9 protein-coding genes are annotated in these 11,908 nt (G+C 67.7%); 5 read left to right on the top strand and 4 right to left on the bottom strand.

What is annotated here, in order from left to right:
* Window positions 1-3: 3 nt before the first annotated feature.
* Window positions 4-801, bottom strand: coding sequence for a hypothetical protein (locus tag ACQG07_RS07185; RefSeq protein WP_426737876.1), 798 nt, complete (start codon window positions 799-801; stop codon window positions 4-6).
* A complete protein-coding gene (locus ACQG07_RS07180) occupies window positions 798-1,442 on the bottom strand; it encodes a SatD family protein (protein ID WP_426737875.1) in 645 nt (214 codons plus the stop codon). The genes ACQG07_RS07185 and ACQG07_RS07180 overlap by 4 nt, the downstream gene beginning before the upstream one ends.
* A 411-nt stretch (window positions 1,443-1,853) precedes the next feature.
* On the opposite strand from ACQG07_RS07180, the gene acs reads away from it, so the two are divergent.
* Complete coding sequence (gene acs, locus ACQG07_RS07175) at window positions 1,854-3,845, top strand: acetate--CoA ligase (protein WP_192005598.1); 1,992 nt, start codon at window positions 1,854-1,856, stop codon at window positions 3,843-3,845.
* A 500-nt stretch (window positions 3,846-4,345) separates the two neighbouring features.
* Window positions 4,346-4,846 (top strand): endonuclease domain-containing protein, encoded by a 501-nt coding sequence (locus ACQG07_RS07170; protein ID WP_426737874.1) that lies wholly within the window; start codon window positions 4,346-4,348, stop codon window positions 4,844-4,846.
* A gap of 83 nt (window positions 4,847-4,929) precedes the next feature.
* On the opposite strand, the gene ACQG07_RS07165 is transcribed toward ACQG07_RS07170, so the two are convergent.
* Together ACQG07_RS07165 and ACQG07_RS07160 are read right to left on the bottom strand one after the other, a co-directional pair.
* Window positions 4,930-5,400, bottom strand: coding sequence for a RidA family protein (locus ACQG07_RS07165; RefSeq protein WP_079706877.1), 471 nt, complete (start codon window positions 5,398-5,400; stop codon window positions 4,930-4,932).
* 23 nt (window positions 5,401-5,423) lie between these two features.
* Window positions 5,424-5,579 (bottom strand): hypothetical protein, encoded by a 156-nt coding sequence (locus ACQG07_RS07160; protein ID WP_162852301.1) that lies wholly within the window; start codon window positions 5,577-5,579, stop codon window positions 5,424-5,426.
* Between the two features lie 108 nt (window positions 5,580-5,687).
* Here ACQG07_RS07160 and ACQG07_RS07155 point away from each other — a divergent pair, with 108 nt between their 5' ends.
* The 3 genes from ACQG07_RS07155 to ACQG07_RS07145 all read left to right on the top strand — a co-directional run bounded on the left by ACQG07_RS07155 (window position 5,688) and on the right by ACQG07_RS07145 (window position 11,835).
* On the top strand, window positions 5,688-8,039 hold the full coding sequence (locus ACQG07_RS07155) for a transglycosylase domain-containing protein (protein WP_426737873.1): 2,352 nt from the start codon (window positions 5,688-5,690) through the stop codon (window positions 8,037-8,039).
* A gap of 121 nt (window positions 8,040-8,160) precedes the next feature.
* Window positions 8,161-10,713 (top strand): transglycosylase domain-containing protein, encoded by a 2,553-nt coding sequence (locus ACQG07_RS07150; protein ID WP_274500523.1) that lies wholly within the window; start codon window positions 8,161-8,163, stop codon window positions 10,711-10,713.
* 147 nt (window positions 10,714-10,860) lie between these two features.
* A complete protein-coding gene (locus ACQG07_RS07145; RefSeq protein WP_274500522.1) occupies window positions 10,861-11,835 on the top strand; it encodes a metallophosphoesterase in 975 nt (324 codons plus the stop codon).
* Window positions 11,836-11,908: the final 73 nt, after the last annotated feature.

Genomic DNA, 11,908 nt, shown 5'->3' with positions numbered 1-11,908 from the left:
GCCTCACCCGGCCGCGATCACCCAGAGGTAGAGCACCGCAGCAGCGGCGATCGCCCAGCTCGTGAAGCTGCCGACGAGGAACTCCTCAGCCTTGCCGCCGACACCGCGATCCTCGGAGATCTCCGGGAAGCGCACGATCCCCTTGGCCGCGACGATGGCGGCGATCACCATGCCGGTACCACTCAGCGCGAGGACGACGATGAAGACCCGTTCGAGCGGGCCGATGAGTCGGCCACCGAGCAGCTGCGTCGTCGGACGCAGCGGCGTGCCGCCCTGCTCGACGCTCCCCAACTCTCGACCGCGGATCCTGACCGTCCAGGCGGAGGCGGGTGCCGCGGCCGGTTGCGGCTCATCGTCCTCACGCGCGCGGCGCAGCGACGCCCGCACGATGAGGTTGCTGCTCCGCGTGAGGAAGACGAGGGTCGACCCGGCCGCGACGGCGAGGGCCAGGGGCACCTCCTGCAGCACGCCGAGGTCGAAGCCCGCGTAGACCTGCGCTGCGGCGCTGTCGGCCGTCCCGCCCGCCCCGAACACGAGCATGGAGGCGACGACGAGGAGACCGAGCAGCAGCACGGGCCAGAGTCCGCGTGGTCGCGAGGTGTCCGAGGACGGCATCGCCACGATCCACCCGAGGGCGACGAGGCCGGTCAGCGTCGGCCACCACCAGTCGAGCCCGAGGCCCAGCACGGCGAACAGCCAGACCACCACCAGCCCGATCGCCGGCGACCAGCGCGGTCCCCGGATCAGTCCACGACAGATGTCGGCGACCCCGATCATGAGCAGCAGGACGGCCGTGATCATCGAATCGGCGCTCCGGCGAGCAGGTCGAGGGCCGAGACGAGCGCGGCGCCGCCCGATCGTTGCAGGTTCTGCGACACCGCGGACTGCGAGATGCCGACCTCGGCCGCCATCGACTCCTGCGATCGGCCGAGGAGCGCACCCGCGGCGAGCTGTCGCTGTCGAGGGTTCCGCATCTGATCGATCGTGTGATCGCGCAGGGTGAGGAGTGCGTTCACGATGGAGTCTCCGTCCTGGGGCGATTCGCCCTCGAACCACGATCGCAGGTACGGCTGACGTTTGTCCTCCCTCCGATGGGCCTCGTCGATGGCGGCCCGGGCCCGCCACCAGGCGGAGCCGTCCTGGATGAGCGCGTCCTGCCCGGCGTCGATGTCCGTGACCTCACCCCAGCCGAGGCCGAACCGGCAGTCGACCTCGGCAGGGAACAGGAGTCGCGCGAGGGTGGTGGCACGCAGTGCGGTCGCGACGTCCGCGTAGACGACCTGGAACTCGTCGCCGACCGTGGGACGCAGCGGCTGCTCGGCGGGCCAGGTGGCCTCCACCTGGAGGAAGACGTCCTGGATCGCACGCTGAGCGCGGGTGCGATCGTCGAGACGGCGGGAACCCACGATGTCGACGACGACGGCCAGGAAGAGATCGGTCATCTCAGAAGCATAGAGCTGATAGTGGCAGAACTATAAGCGATATTCGAATACTCCCCGGCGGCCACCTGCAGCCGGCGCCGGAGACAGAAGAAGGCGGCACCCATTGGGGGGAATGGGTGCCGCCTCTACAGTGCCGGATTGGGGGGAATCGCTGGCACTGCATGCACGAATGTGTATTCGGCCGGGTCCAAGTGTACGCCAGTGAACGGGGAATACAAGCACTCAGACGACCCCAGATCGAGTGGTTTCCCTACCATGCCCAGATCATTCACAGACTGGCCCCACGAGTTTGTTCGGATGAGTGACAAATCCGCAACCGAGAACGCGCTACGCTCGTGCATGGCACGGACTCGACCCGCCTCGGCAGGTCGAGTCAGGAACGCGGATTCGCAAGGGAGCGAGACACACACGATGAGCACTCAGATCGACAGCCTGCTGCACGAAGACCGACGATTCCCACCGTCGGAGGAGTTCGCCGCGCAGGCGATCGCCAGCGCCGAGCTCTACGAGCGGGCGTCGAGTGACCGGCTCGCCTTCTGGGCCGAGCAGTCCCGCGAGCTGCTCACGTGGAGCAAGCCGTTCACGAAGACCCTCGACTGGTCGAACCCACCCTTCGCGACCTGGTTCGACGACGGCGAGCTGAACGTCGCGTACAACTGCCTCGACCGGCACGTCGAGGCCGGCAACGGCGACCGCGTCGCCCTCCACTGGGAGGGCGAGCCCGGCGACACCCGCACGATCACCTACGCCGAGCTCACGGCCGAGGTCAAGCGCGCGGCCAACCTGTTCACCAGCCTCGGCGTCGAAGCCGGCGACCGGGTCGCCATCTACCTGCCGATGATCCCTGAGGCGATCGTCTCGATGCTCGCCGTCGCGCGCATCGGCGCGGTCCACTCGGTCGTCTTCGGCGGGTTCAGCGCGGACAGCCTGCGCTCCCGCATCGACGACGCGGAGGCCAAGCTCGTCATCACCGCCGACGGCGGCTACCGCAAGGGCAAGGTCTCCGCGCTCAAGCCCGCCGTCGACGCGGCGCTCGCGAGCCGCGGCGAACTGCCCGAGCAGGCGACCGTGGACCACGTGCTCGTCGTCCGTCGCGGCGAGAACGAGGTCGATTGGACGGCCGGACGCGACCTCTGGTGGCACGAGGCCATCGCCGACGCCGAACCCGAGCACGACGCGCAGCCGTTCCCCGCCGAGCAACCGCTCTTCATCCTCTACACCTCCGGCACCACCGGGAAGCCGAAGGGCATCCTGCACACCTCGGGCGGCTACCTGACGCAGACGGCGTTCACCCACAAGAACGTCTTCGACCTGCACCCCGAGACCGACGTGTACTGGTGCACGGCCGACATCGGCTGGATCACCGGTCACAGCTACGTCACCTACGGACCCCTCGCGAACGGCGCGACGCAGGTGCTCTACGAGGGCACGCCGGACGCCCCGCACCCGGGACGCTGGTGGGAGATCATCGAGAAGTACGGCGTGAGCATCTTCTACACGGCTCCGACGGCGATCCGCTCCTTCATGAAGCTCGGGCGGAAGATCCCGAAGCAGTTCGACCTGTCGTCACTCCGCCTGCTCGGCTCGGTGGGTGAGCCCATCAACCCCGAGGCGTGGATGTGGTACCGCAAGATCATCGGCAACAAGGTCGCGCCGATCGTCGACACCTGGTGGCAGACGGAGACCGGGGCGATCATGGTGTCGGCCCTTCCCGGTGTCACGTCGACGAAGCCCGGTAGCGCGCAGGTCCCGATCCCGGGCATCGCCATCGACGTCGTCGACGACGCCGGTGACGCGGTCGGCGCCGGCGGCGGCGGACTCCTCGTCGTGACCGAGCCCTGGCCGTCGATGCTCCGCGGCATCTGGGGCGACCCCGAGCGCTTCAAGGAGACCTACTGGGAGAAGTTCTGGGACGTCGAGGGTGGCCCGTTCTACTTCGCCGGCGACGGCGCCCGACTTGACTCGGACCGCGACGTCTGGCTGCTCGGCCGCGTCGACGACGTCATGAACGTCTCCGGGCACCGACTCTCGACCGCTGAGATCGAGTCGGCACTCGTCGCCAACGAGATGGTGGCCGAGTCCGCCGTGGTCGGTGCGGCCGACGAGACCACCGGGCAGGCGGTCGTCGCGTTCGTCATCATCAAGGAGTCCCACCTCGAGCAGGCGTCCGGACTCGCGGACATCACCGGGGCGCTCCGCAGCTGGGTCGGCGAACAGATCGGTCCGATCGCCCGCCCACGCGAGGTCTACCTCGTGAACGAACTGCCGAAGACGCGCTCGGGCAAGATCATGCGCCGTCTCCTGCGCGACGTGGCCGAGGGCCGCGAGGTGGGCGACACCACGACGCTCGCCGACACCACGGTCATGCAGATCATCACCGACAAGATGGTGAAGAGCACGTAAGTCCTCGCAGCGTCGCAGCAGGAGATCCGCCCCGCAGCAGGAGAACGTAGTCACGTTGGTCCTGCTGCGGGGCGGATCTCCTGTGCTCCACAGGGCAGACTCGCGGGCGCCTCATCCCCAGCACTCCTGAGTGGGGCATGTGGCCGCGCCCGGCCCGCGAAGCTGAGGTGATGGACCTCACCCCGTGGATCGACCGGCGCGACGGGATCGTGCATCGTCTCGACGCGCTCGATGCCGGAGCGACCAAGCACGGCATCGAACGAGCAAAGCAATCAGGCTCGGTCCGAGTCGTGAGACGTAACTGGCTCGTGACCGCAGCGTGTGATCCTCAACTCCTCTTCGCGGCGACGCGCGGAGGACGATTGACGTGTCTGACGATCGCCGGTCGTCGCGGCTGGTGGAACCTGGCTGACGGGTTCGTCCATCTCTCCGTCCCTTCGACGTCTGCGGCGACGACTGAATCAGGGCTGCGGCTCCATTGGAGCGCGAGACCGGCGCCGGTGTCCACCCGCACGCTGGTGCAGCCACCGGTGAATGCGCTCGTCCACCTCGCCGAGTGCCAACCGTTCGAACGCGCGCTCGCGGTCTTCGAATCGGCTGTCCGCGTCGGAGATGCCGACCTCGACCGGCTCAGACTCATGCCGATCCGTTCCCGACGGTTCAGAAGAGTGATCGACCGCGTCAGCCACCTCTCCGACTCAGGCATCGAGTCGATACCGCGCATCCGTCTCGCGCGGATCGGCATCCAGATGCGCCAGCAGGTCGTGGTCGACGGTCACCGGGTCGACGGACTCATCGGCGAACGCCTCATCCTGCAGTTCGATGGACACGCTCCTCATCAGGATGCGTCACAACGGAGCCGCGATCTCGCGCAGGATCGCCGTCTCGCGCTATCCGGCCACACCGTCCTCCGGTTCAGTTACCGGCAGGTCATGCACCAGTGGACACTCGTCGAGCGCGAGATCTCAGACGCGATCGCGCAAGGCAGGCATCAGTGGTGAACGCAGGAGATCCGCTCCGCAGCAGGATGAACGCGGTTACGTTCTCCTGCTGCGGAGCGGATCTCCTGTTGTGGCGCCGCGCGCTAGGCGAACTCGACGATGAGCTCCACCTCGACGGGCGAGTCGAGCGGGAGCACGGCGACGCCGACGGCGGATCTGGCGTGCACGCCGAGGTCGCCGAAGATCTCGCCGAGGACCTCTGACGCACCATTGATGACGCCGGGCTGGCCGGTGAACGCCGGGTCGGAGGCGACGAAGCCGACGACCTTCACGATGCGGGTGACGCGGTCGAGCGAACCGATCTGGCTCTCCACCGCGGCGAGCGCGTTGAGGGCGCACGTCCGGGCGTAGGTCTTGGCGTCCGCAGGCGAGACGAGTCCGTCGCCCTCACCCACCTTGCCGGTGGCGGGGAGCTTGCCGTCGGTCATGGGCAGCTGGCCCGAGGTGAAGACGTGCTCGCCGGAGACCACCGCGGGGATGTAGGCGGCGACGGGCGGGACGACGGTGGGCAGGGTGATACCGAGCTCGGCGAGTCGGTCGGCGATCTGGGACATGGGGGTTCCTCCGGGACGTCGGGTCAGTCGGCGATGGGGCGCTTGAGGTAGGCGACGAGCCCACCCTCCGGACCGGTGACGACCTGGACGAGCTCCCAGCCCTCCCCGCCCCAGTTGTTCAGGATGGCAGCCGTGTTGTGGATCATCAACGGCGTGGTGAGGTACTCCCAGCGGGTCATGTCTCTCCTCGATCGGGCGCTCCGCACGGAGAGGCGGAGGCGCAGGGGATCTTCATGGCGAGCCCCAAGTGAAGCTCGCTCACAGTTTCCCCGCTTACCTTCGATCCTATGCCTGAACCACGTACCCCCGCGAAGACGGTCGCGCAGAGCGTCCTCGGCTTCGTCGGCTTGAGCGTCGCCGCCGGTGTGCTCGCCACCGCCGCGGTCACCCCTGCCATCGCGATGACCGGTCTCGCCACTTCCACGGGCATCTCCGTCTTCGACGGCCTCCCCGACTACCTCCAACTCGACTCGCTCGCGCAGAAGTCGAGCATCTACGCCAAGGACTCCGCCGGCAACCCGGTGCTGCTCGCGTCCTTCTACGACCAGAACCGCATCGAGGACAGCTGGGACCAGATCTCCCAGTTCGCCAAGGACGCGGCGGTCTCGGCTGAGGACCCCCGCTTCTTCGAGCACGGTGGCATCGACCTCGCGGGCACCGTCCGCGCGGTCGTCAACAACGCCGCCGGAGGATCGACGCAGGGTGGCTCCTCAATCACCCAGCAGTACGTGAAGAACGTCCTGGTGCAGAAGGCCGAGGCGATCCCCGACAAGAAGGAGAGCGACGCGGCCTACGAGGAGGCGACCGCGACGACCCCGGAGCGCAAGCTCAAGGAGATGCGGCTCGCGATCGGGCTCGAGAAGACCTACGGCAAGGAGGACATCCTCCGCGGCTACCTCAACATCTCCGGCTTCGGGGGACGCGTCTACGGCATCGAGGCCGCGTCCAACTACTACTTCAACACCACGGCGGCGAACCTCACGCTGGAGCAGGCTGCGACGCTGCTGGCCATCGTCAACAACCCCGAGAACCTCAGGATCGACAAGCCCGACAGCGCCGACAACGGCGCGGCGAACGGCTACGCCCTGACGAAGGCGCGACGCGACTACGTGCTCGATCAGATGCTCAAGGAGCAGAAGATCTCCCAGGAGCAGCATGACGCCGCGGTGGCGATCCCGATCACCCCGACGATCGTGCCTCCCATCACCGGCTGTTCCGCGGCCGGGTCGTCCGCCTACTTCTGCGACTACGTGACCCAGGTGCTGCAGAACAACGAGATCTTCGGCGCGACGCAGGACGAACGGTGGACGAACTTCAAGCGTGGCGGGTACAGCGTCTTCACGACCCTCGACCTCGACCTCCAGAACGCCTCGCAGGCCGCGATCGACGAGTACGTGCCGAAGACCACGACGGAGCTCGACCTCGGTGCCGTTTCGGTAAGCGTGCAACCGGGGAGCGGGCGGATCCTCGCGATGGCCCAGAACAAGGACTACTCGCAGGACCCCGACGTCCTCGCGACCGGCGCCAACTACAGCGCGATCAACTACAACACCGATCAGGCGTACGGCGGTTCGGGTGGCTTCCAGCCCGGTTCGACGTACAAGATCTTCACGCTGACGGACTGGCTGAAGTCGGGCAAGGGCGTCAATGAGTCGATCAACGCCAACCGGAGATCCGACTGGGGCACCTTCACCAACAGTTGTGTGCCGGGCGGGACGGAACAGGCCGAGGCCGGGTGGAGTCCGCGGAACGACGAGGGCGAGTCGGGGTCATACACCGTGAGACGCGCCACGCAGCAGTCGATCAACACCGCGTTCATCGCGATGGCACAGGAACTCGACCTCTGCGACATCAGCAAGACCGCCGAGTCGATGGGCGTGCACCGTGCCGACGGCGCGCCACTGAACAACTCCCCCGCGACCGTGCTCGGCACCAACGAGGTCGCTCCGCTGAGCATGGCGACCGCCTTCGCGACGCTCGCCGCCGGCGGCAAGACGTGCGACCCGATCGCGATCGACTCGATCACGAAGCCCGACGGCTCCACCGCCGAGGTCCCTTCCGCCAACTGCCGTCAATCCGTCGATGCGAAGGTTGCGGCGGCCGCTGACGACGTGCTCCAGGGTGTCGTGTCGAGTGGTACCGCTTCCGCCTCGGGCGCCCGCACCGACGGGGTCGGTGAGCTGATCGGCAAGACCGGGACCACGGACAACGCCGAGGCGACCTGGATGAGCGGTGCGAGCACGACGGTCGCGACGGTCGTCGGCACCTTCAACGTCAGCGGACACGTCAACCTCCGCGACACCTACATCGACGGCACCCAGGTGGCGTCCATGCGGCACTACATCTGGCCGGAGGTCATGTCGGCCGCGCTCGCCAAGTACCCGGGCGGTGACTTCCCCGAGGCCGACCGCGCCACACTGCAGGGCGATGGTTCTGGTGGCAGCGGCGAAGACTCGACCCCCGCTCCGACGCCGACGACCGACCCGACGCAAGCCCCGAGCGAGGCACCGACACCGGCGCCGGGCGACGGCGGGGACACCGACGGGACTGGAGAGAACGGCGGCCCAGCAGCCCCCGGCAACGGCAATGGGAACGGCGGCGGTGCCGGGAACGGGAACGGCAACGGCTCGCCCGGATGATCGGATGCGGCTGCCGGACACTTCGTCGCCGGCAGCCGCAGACCATCGCGCGGCGGCAACGATCCGGTTTCAACGCGGCGCTGAGCGGGCCTTTTTCAGGATTGTCGCTTAGCATCGATCCATGCCTCAACAACATCGCACGGCCACCGGTGTGCTCGGCGGCTTCCTCGGCTTTCTCGGCCTGAGCGTCGCAGCGGGTGTCCTCGTCACCGCCACGGTCACCCCGGCCCTCGCCGTCACGGGGATGGCGACCAACAGCACGATCAACGTGTTCGACGGCCTGCCCGACTACCTGGCCCTCGACGAGCTGGCGCAGAAGTCCTCCATCTACGCGACCGACAGCGCCGGCAACCCGCAGCTGCTCGCGTCGTTCTACCAGCAGAACCGGATCGAGGTCGGCTGGGACCAGATCAACCAGTTCGTCAAGGACGCAGCGGTGTCCGCTGAAGACCCGCGCTTCTACGAGCACGGTGGCGTCGACCTCACGGGTACCATCCGCGCCGTCGCGATCAGCGCGACCGGCCGCGACCTGCAGGGTGGTTCGTCCATCACCCAGCAGTACGTGAAGAACGTGCTCGTGCAGAAGGCCGAAGCGATCACCGACCAGGCCAAGATGAAGGCCGCATACGAAGAGGCGACCAAGGCGACCCCTGAGCGCAAGCTCAAGGAGATGCGCATGGCCATCGGCCTCGAGAAGCGCTACGGCAAGCAGGACATCCTGCGCGGCTACCTCAACATCGCCGGCTTCGGCGGCCGCACCTACGGCATCGAGGCCGCGGCCAACTACTACTTCGCGACCTCCGCCGCCAATCTCAACCTCGAGCAGGCCGCGACGCTCATGGCGATCGTCAACAACCCGGAGACCCTGCGTCTCGACCGTCCCGAGAGTGAGACCAACGGTGCCGCGAACGGGTACGCGCTCACCCTCGACCGGCGGAACTACGTCCTCGATCAGATGATCAAGGAGGGCAAGATCACGCAGGAGCAGTACGACGTCGCCATCGCAACGGCCATCACGCCCACGATCAACCCGGCGAGCACCGGTTGCCAGACGGCCGTCAACGTCAGCCCCGGCGCGGGGTACTTCTGCGACTACGTCACCCGGGTGTTCCAGAACAACCCGATCTTCGGTGCCACCGAAGACGAGCGCTGGGCCGCGTTCAACCGCGGTGGGTACAGCGTGTTCACGACGCTCGACCTCGACGTCCAGTACGCCGCCCAGACGGCGCTCGACGCATACATCCCTCACAGCAGTGAGCAGCTCGATGTCGGTGCGGTCGCCGTCACGGTTCAACCCGGAACGGGTCGCATCCTTGCGATGGCGCAGAACAAGGACTACTCGAACGACCCCGACGTCTTGGCCACGGGAGCCAACTTCTCCGCGGTCAACTACAACACGGACTTCGACTACGGCGGATCGACCGGCTTCCAACCCGGATCGACGTACAAGACCTTCACCCTCGCCGAATGGCTCAAGGAGGGCCACGGCCTGAACGAGGGCGTCGACGGCCGCAAACGCTCCCCCTGGGGCACGTTCAAGGACTCCTGCGCCGATGGTGGCACCGTGTACGCCGGTTCCGACTGGAACCCCGGCAACGACGAGGGCGGCAACGGCGGCCAGTACACCGCAATCCAGTCCACGAAGCAGTCCATCAACACCGGCTTCATCGCCATGGCGAAGCAGCTCGACCTCTGCGGCATCCGCAAGACCGCCGAGTCGATGGGAGTACACCGCGCCGACGGCGGGCCGCTGTTGCAGTCACCCGCGACGGTCCTCGGCACCAACGAGGTCGCTCCGCTCAGCATGGCGACCGCCTTCGCGACATTCGCGGCCGGCGGCACCACCTGCGACCCGATCGCGATCGACCGGGTCGTGAAGCCCGACGGCACCGAGGTCCCGGTCCCGTCCGCGAACTGTCGTGTCGGGCTCGAGGCCAACGTCGCTGCGACCGCGAACGTGGCGCTCAAGTCGACCTTCCAAGGCGGCACGACGAGCTCCTCGAACACGCGCGACGGCATCCCGCTCATCGGCAAGACCGGAACCACGGACAACAACGAGGCGACCTGGATGAGTGGCGCGAGTACGAAAGCCGCGACCATCGTCGGTGTGTTCAACGCGACCGGCCACGTCAACCTCCGACGCACGTATTTCGACGGTACACAGGTCGCCGTCCTTCGACACTCGATCTGGCCCAGCATCATGAAGGTGGCGAACGCCAAGTTCGGCGGTGATGAGTTCGGCGACCCCGATCCGTCGCTCATCAACGGTCAGTCGGTCCAGGTGCCCGACGTCGCCGGGAAGACCATCGAGGAGGCCCAGAAGCTCCTCGAGGACGCCGGCTTCGGCTTCGCGAACGGCGGCGCCGGCGACTCTGCGCTGCCGGCAGGCCAGGCCGCCAGCACGAACCCCTCGGGTACGGTGCCGAAGGGCTCCATCGTGACCGTCTACACCAGCAACGGCCTCCTGGCGACCGTCCCCGACGTGAGTGGCGCGGCGAGCTACGACGAGGCGAAGGCGGCCCTGCAGGGTGCCGGGTTCGCGAACGTGGGCCAGAAGTGTGCGGTCGATCCCGCGGCGACGACCCCGAAGGTGACCGGCGTCGATCCACCGGCCGGTACGGCGGCGCGCAAGGACGGCAAGGTGACGGTGACGGTCTCCAAGACCAGCTGTTAGCGTCCTGACGCCAGCACGGAGGGCCCGATCGGATTCGATCGGGCCCTCCGTCGTCTGCGCGGGGTCCGCTCCGGGCGTCTTCAGAGGGGCCAGCAGGTACGCTCGTGGGACGGTCGGCACCTCTCGGCGACCGAGGAGGAGAATTCGATGGCGGCACCCATGAGCACCGGCGGCAAACTCGGAACGGCAGCGGCCGTCGTGGCAGGCCTCGGGGCCCTCACCTTCGGGTACGCGTCGGTCATCGAGCGCAACGCGTTCACGCTGCGCCGGGTGACCGCCCCGGTCCTCCCACCCGACGCCGAGCCGATCACCGTGCTGCACCTGTCCGACCTCCACATGGCGCCCTGGCAGCGGCGGAAGCAGGCCTGGCTGCGGTCGCTGGCGGATCTCCGGCCGGACGTCGTGATCAACACGGGCGACAATCTGGGACACGAGCAGGGCATCGACGGGATCCGGGCTGCGCTCTCGGTGTTCGCCGGGATTCCGGGGGCGTTCGTGCACGGCTCGAACGACTACTACGGGCCGTCTGCGAAGAACCCCTTCAAGTACTTCACACAGACCTCCTCGAAGCACGTCTCCCCGACGACCCTCGACACTGGCGCGCTCGAGCGGTTCTTCATGGACGAACTCGGCTGGATCGACCTCAACAACGCGGTCGGTGAGATCTCGGTCGGCGGGACCCGCCTCGACCTGTTCGGCGTCGACGACCCGCACAAGCACTTCGACCGCCTGGACACGCTCACGGCGCTCATCGACGAACGGTTGGACGCGGAGACGTTGGAGACCGACGACCCGTCGCTGGCGCACACCGTGACCGTGGGCGTGATGCACGCTCCGTATCGGCGCGTGCTCGACGCGTTCGTGACGCAGGGGGCGCAGTTCATCTTCGCGGGGCACACCCACGGTGGCCAGGTCTGCGTGCCGGGCTACGGCGCGCTCGTGACGAACTGCGACATCCCTCGCAAGCAGGTGAAGGGGCTCAGCGTCTGGCGTCATGCCCTCCGCTCGGCGTACCTGAACGTCTCGGCGGGTGTCGGGACGTCCATCTATGCGCCCGTACGCTTCGCCTGCCGGCCGGAGGCGTCGCTCGTGACGCTCCTCCCCCGCCGCACGGTGGTCTGACCGGGGCCGACTGCCCTTCGACAGGCTCAGGGACCGGGACCCCCGGGAACCGAGCACCCTCCGCCGGTCACTG

This window comes from Plantibacter sp. 2H11-2, assembly GCF_050031945.1.
GTDB lineage: Bacteria > Actinomycetota > Actinomycetes > Actinomycetales > Microbacteriaceae > Plantibacter > Plantibacter auratus.
Note: the sequence above shows the minus strand (reverse complement) of the source record. Positions and strands in the feature narration are given on the sequence as shown.

Bases quoted from the DNA above. Each gene is read 5' to 3' on its own strand.
- ACQG07_RS07185 (WP_426737876.1), bottom strand. From the start codon at position 801: ATGATCACGGCCGTCCTGCTGCTCATGATCGGGGTCGCCGACATCTGT.
- ACQG07_RS07180 (WP_426737875.1), bottom strand. From the start codon at position 1,442: ATGACCGATCTCTTCCTGGCCGTCGTCGTCGACATCGTGGGTTCCCGC.
- acs (WP_192005598.1), top strand. From the start codon at position 1,854: ATGAGCACTCAGATCGACAGCCTGCTGCACGAAGACCGACGATTCCCA.
- ACQG07_RS07165 (WP_079706877.1), bottom strand. From the start codon at position 5,400: ATGTCCCAGATCGCCGACCGACTCGCCGAGCTCGGTATCACCCTGCCC.
- ACQG07_RS07160 (WP_162852301.1), bottom strand. From the start codon at position 5,579: ATGACCCGCTGGGAGTACCTCACCACGCCGTTGATGATCCACAACACG.
- ACQG07_RS07155 (WP_426737873.1), top strand. From the start codon at position 5,688: ATGCCTGAACCACGTACCCCCGCGAAGACGGTCGCGCAGAGCGTCCTC.
- ACQG07_RS07150 (WP_274500523.1), top strand. From the start codon at position 8,161: ATGCCTCAACAACATCGCACGGCCACCGGTGTGCTCGGCGGCTTCCTC.
- ACQG07_RS07145 (WP_274500522.1), top strand. From the start codon at position 10,861: ATGGCGGCACCCATGAGCACCGGCGGCAAACTCGGAACGGCAGCGGCC.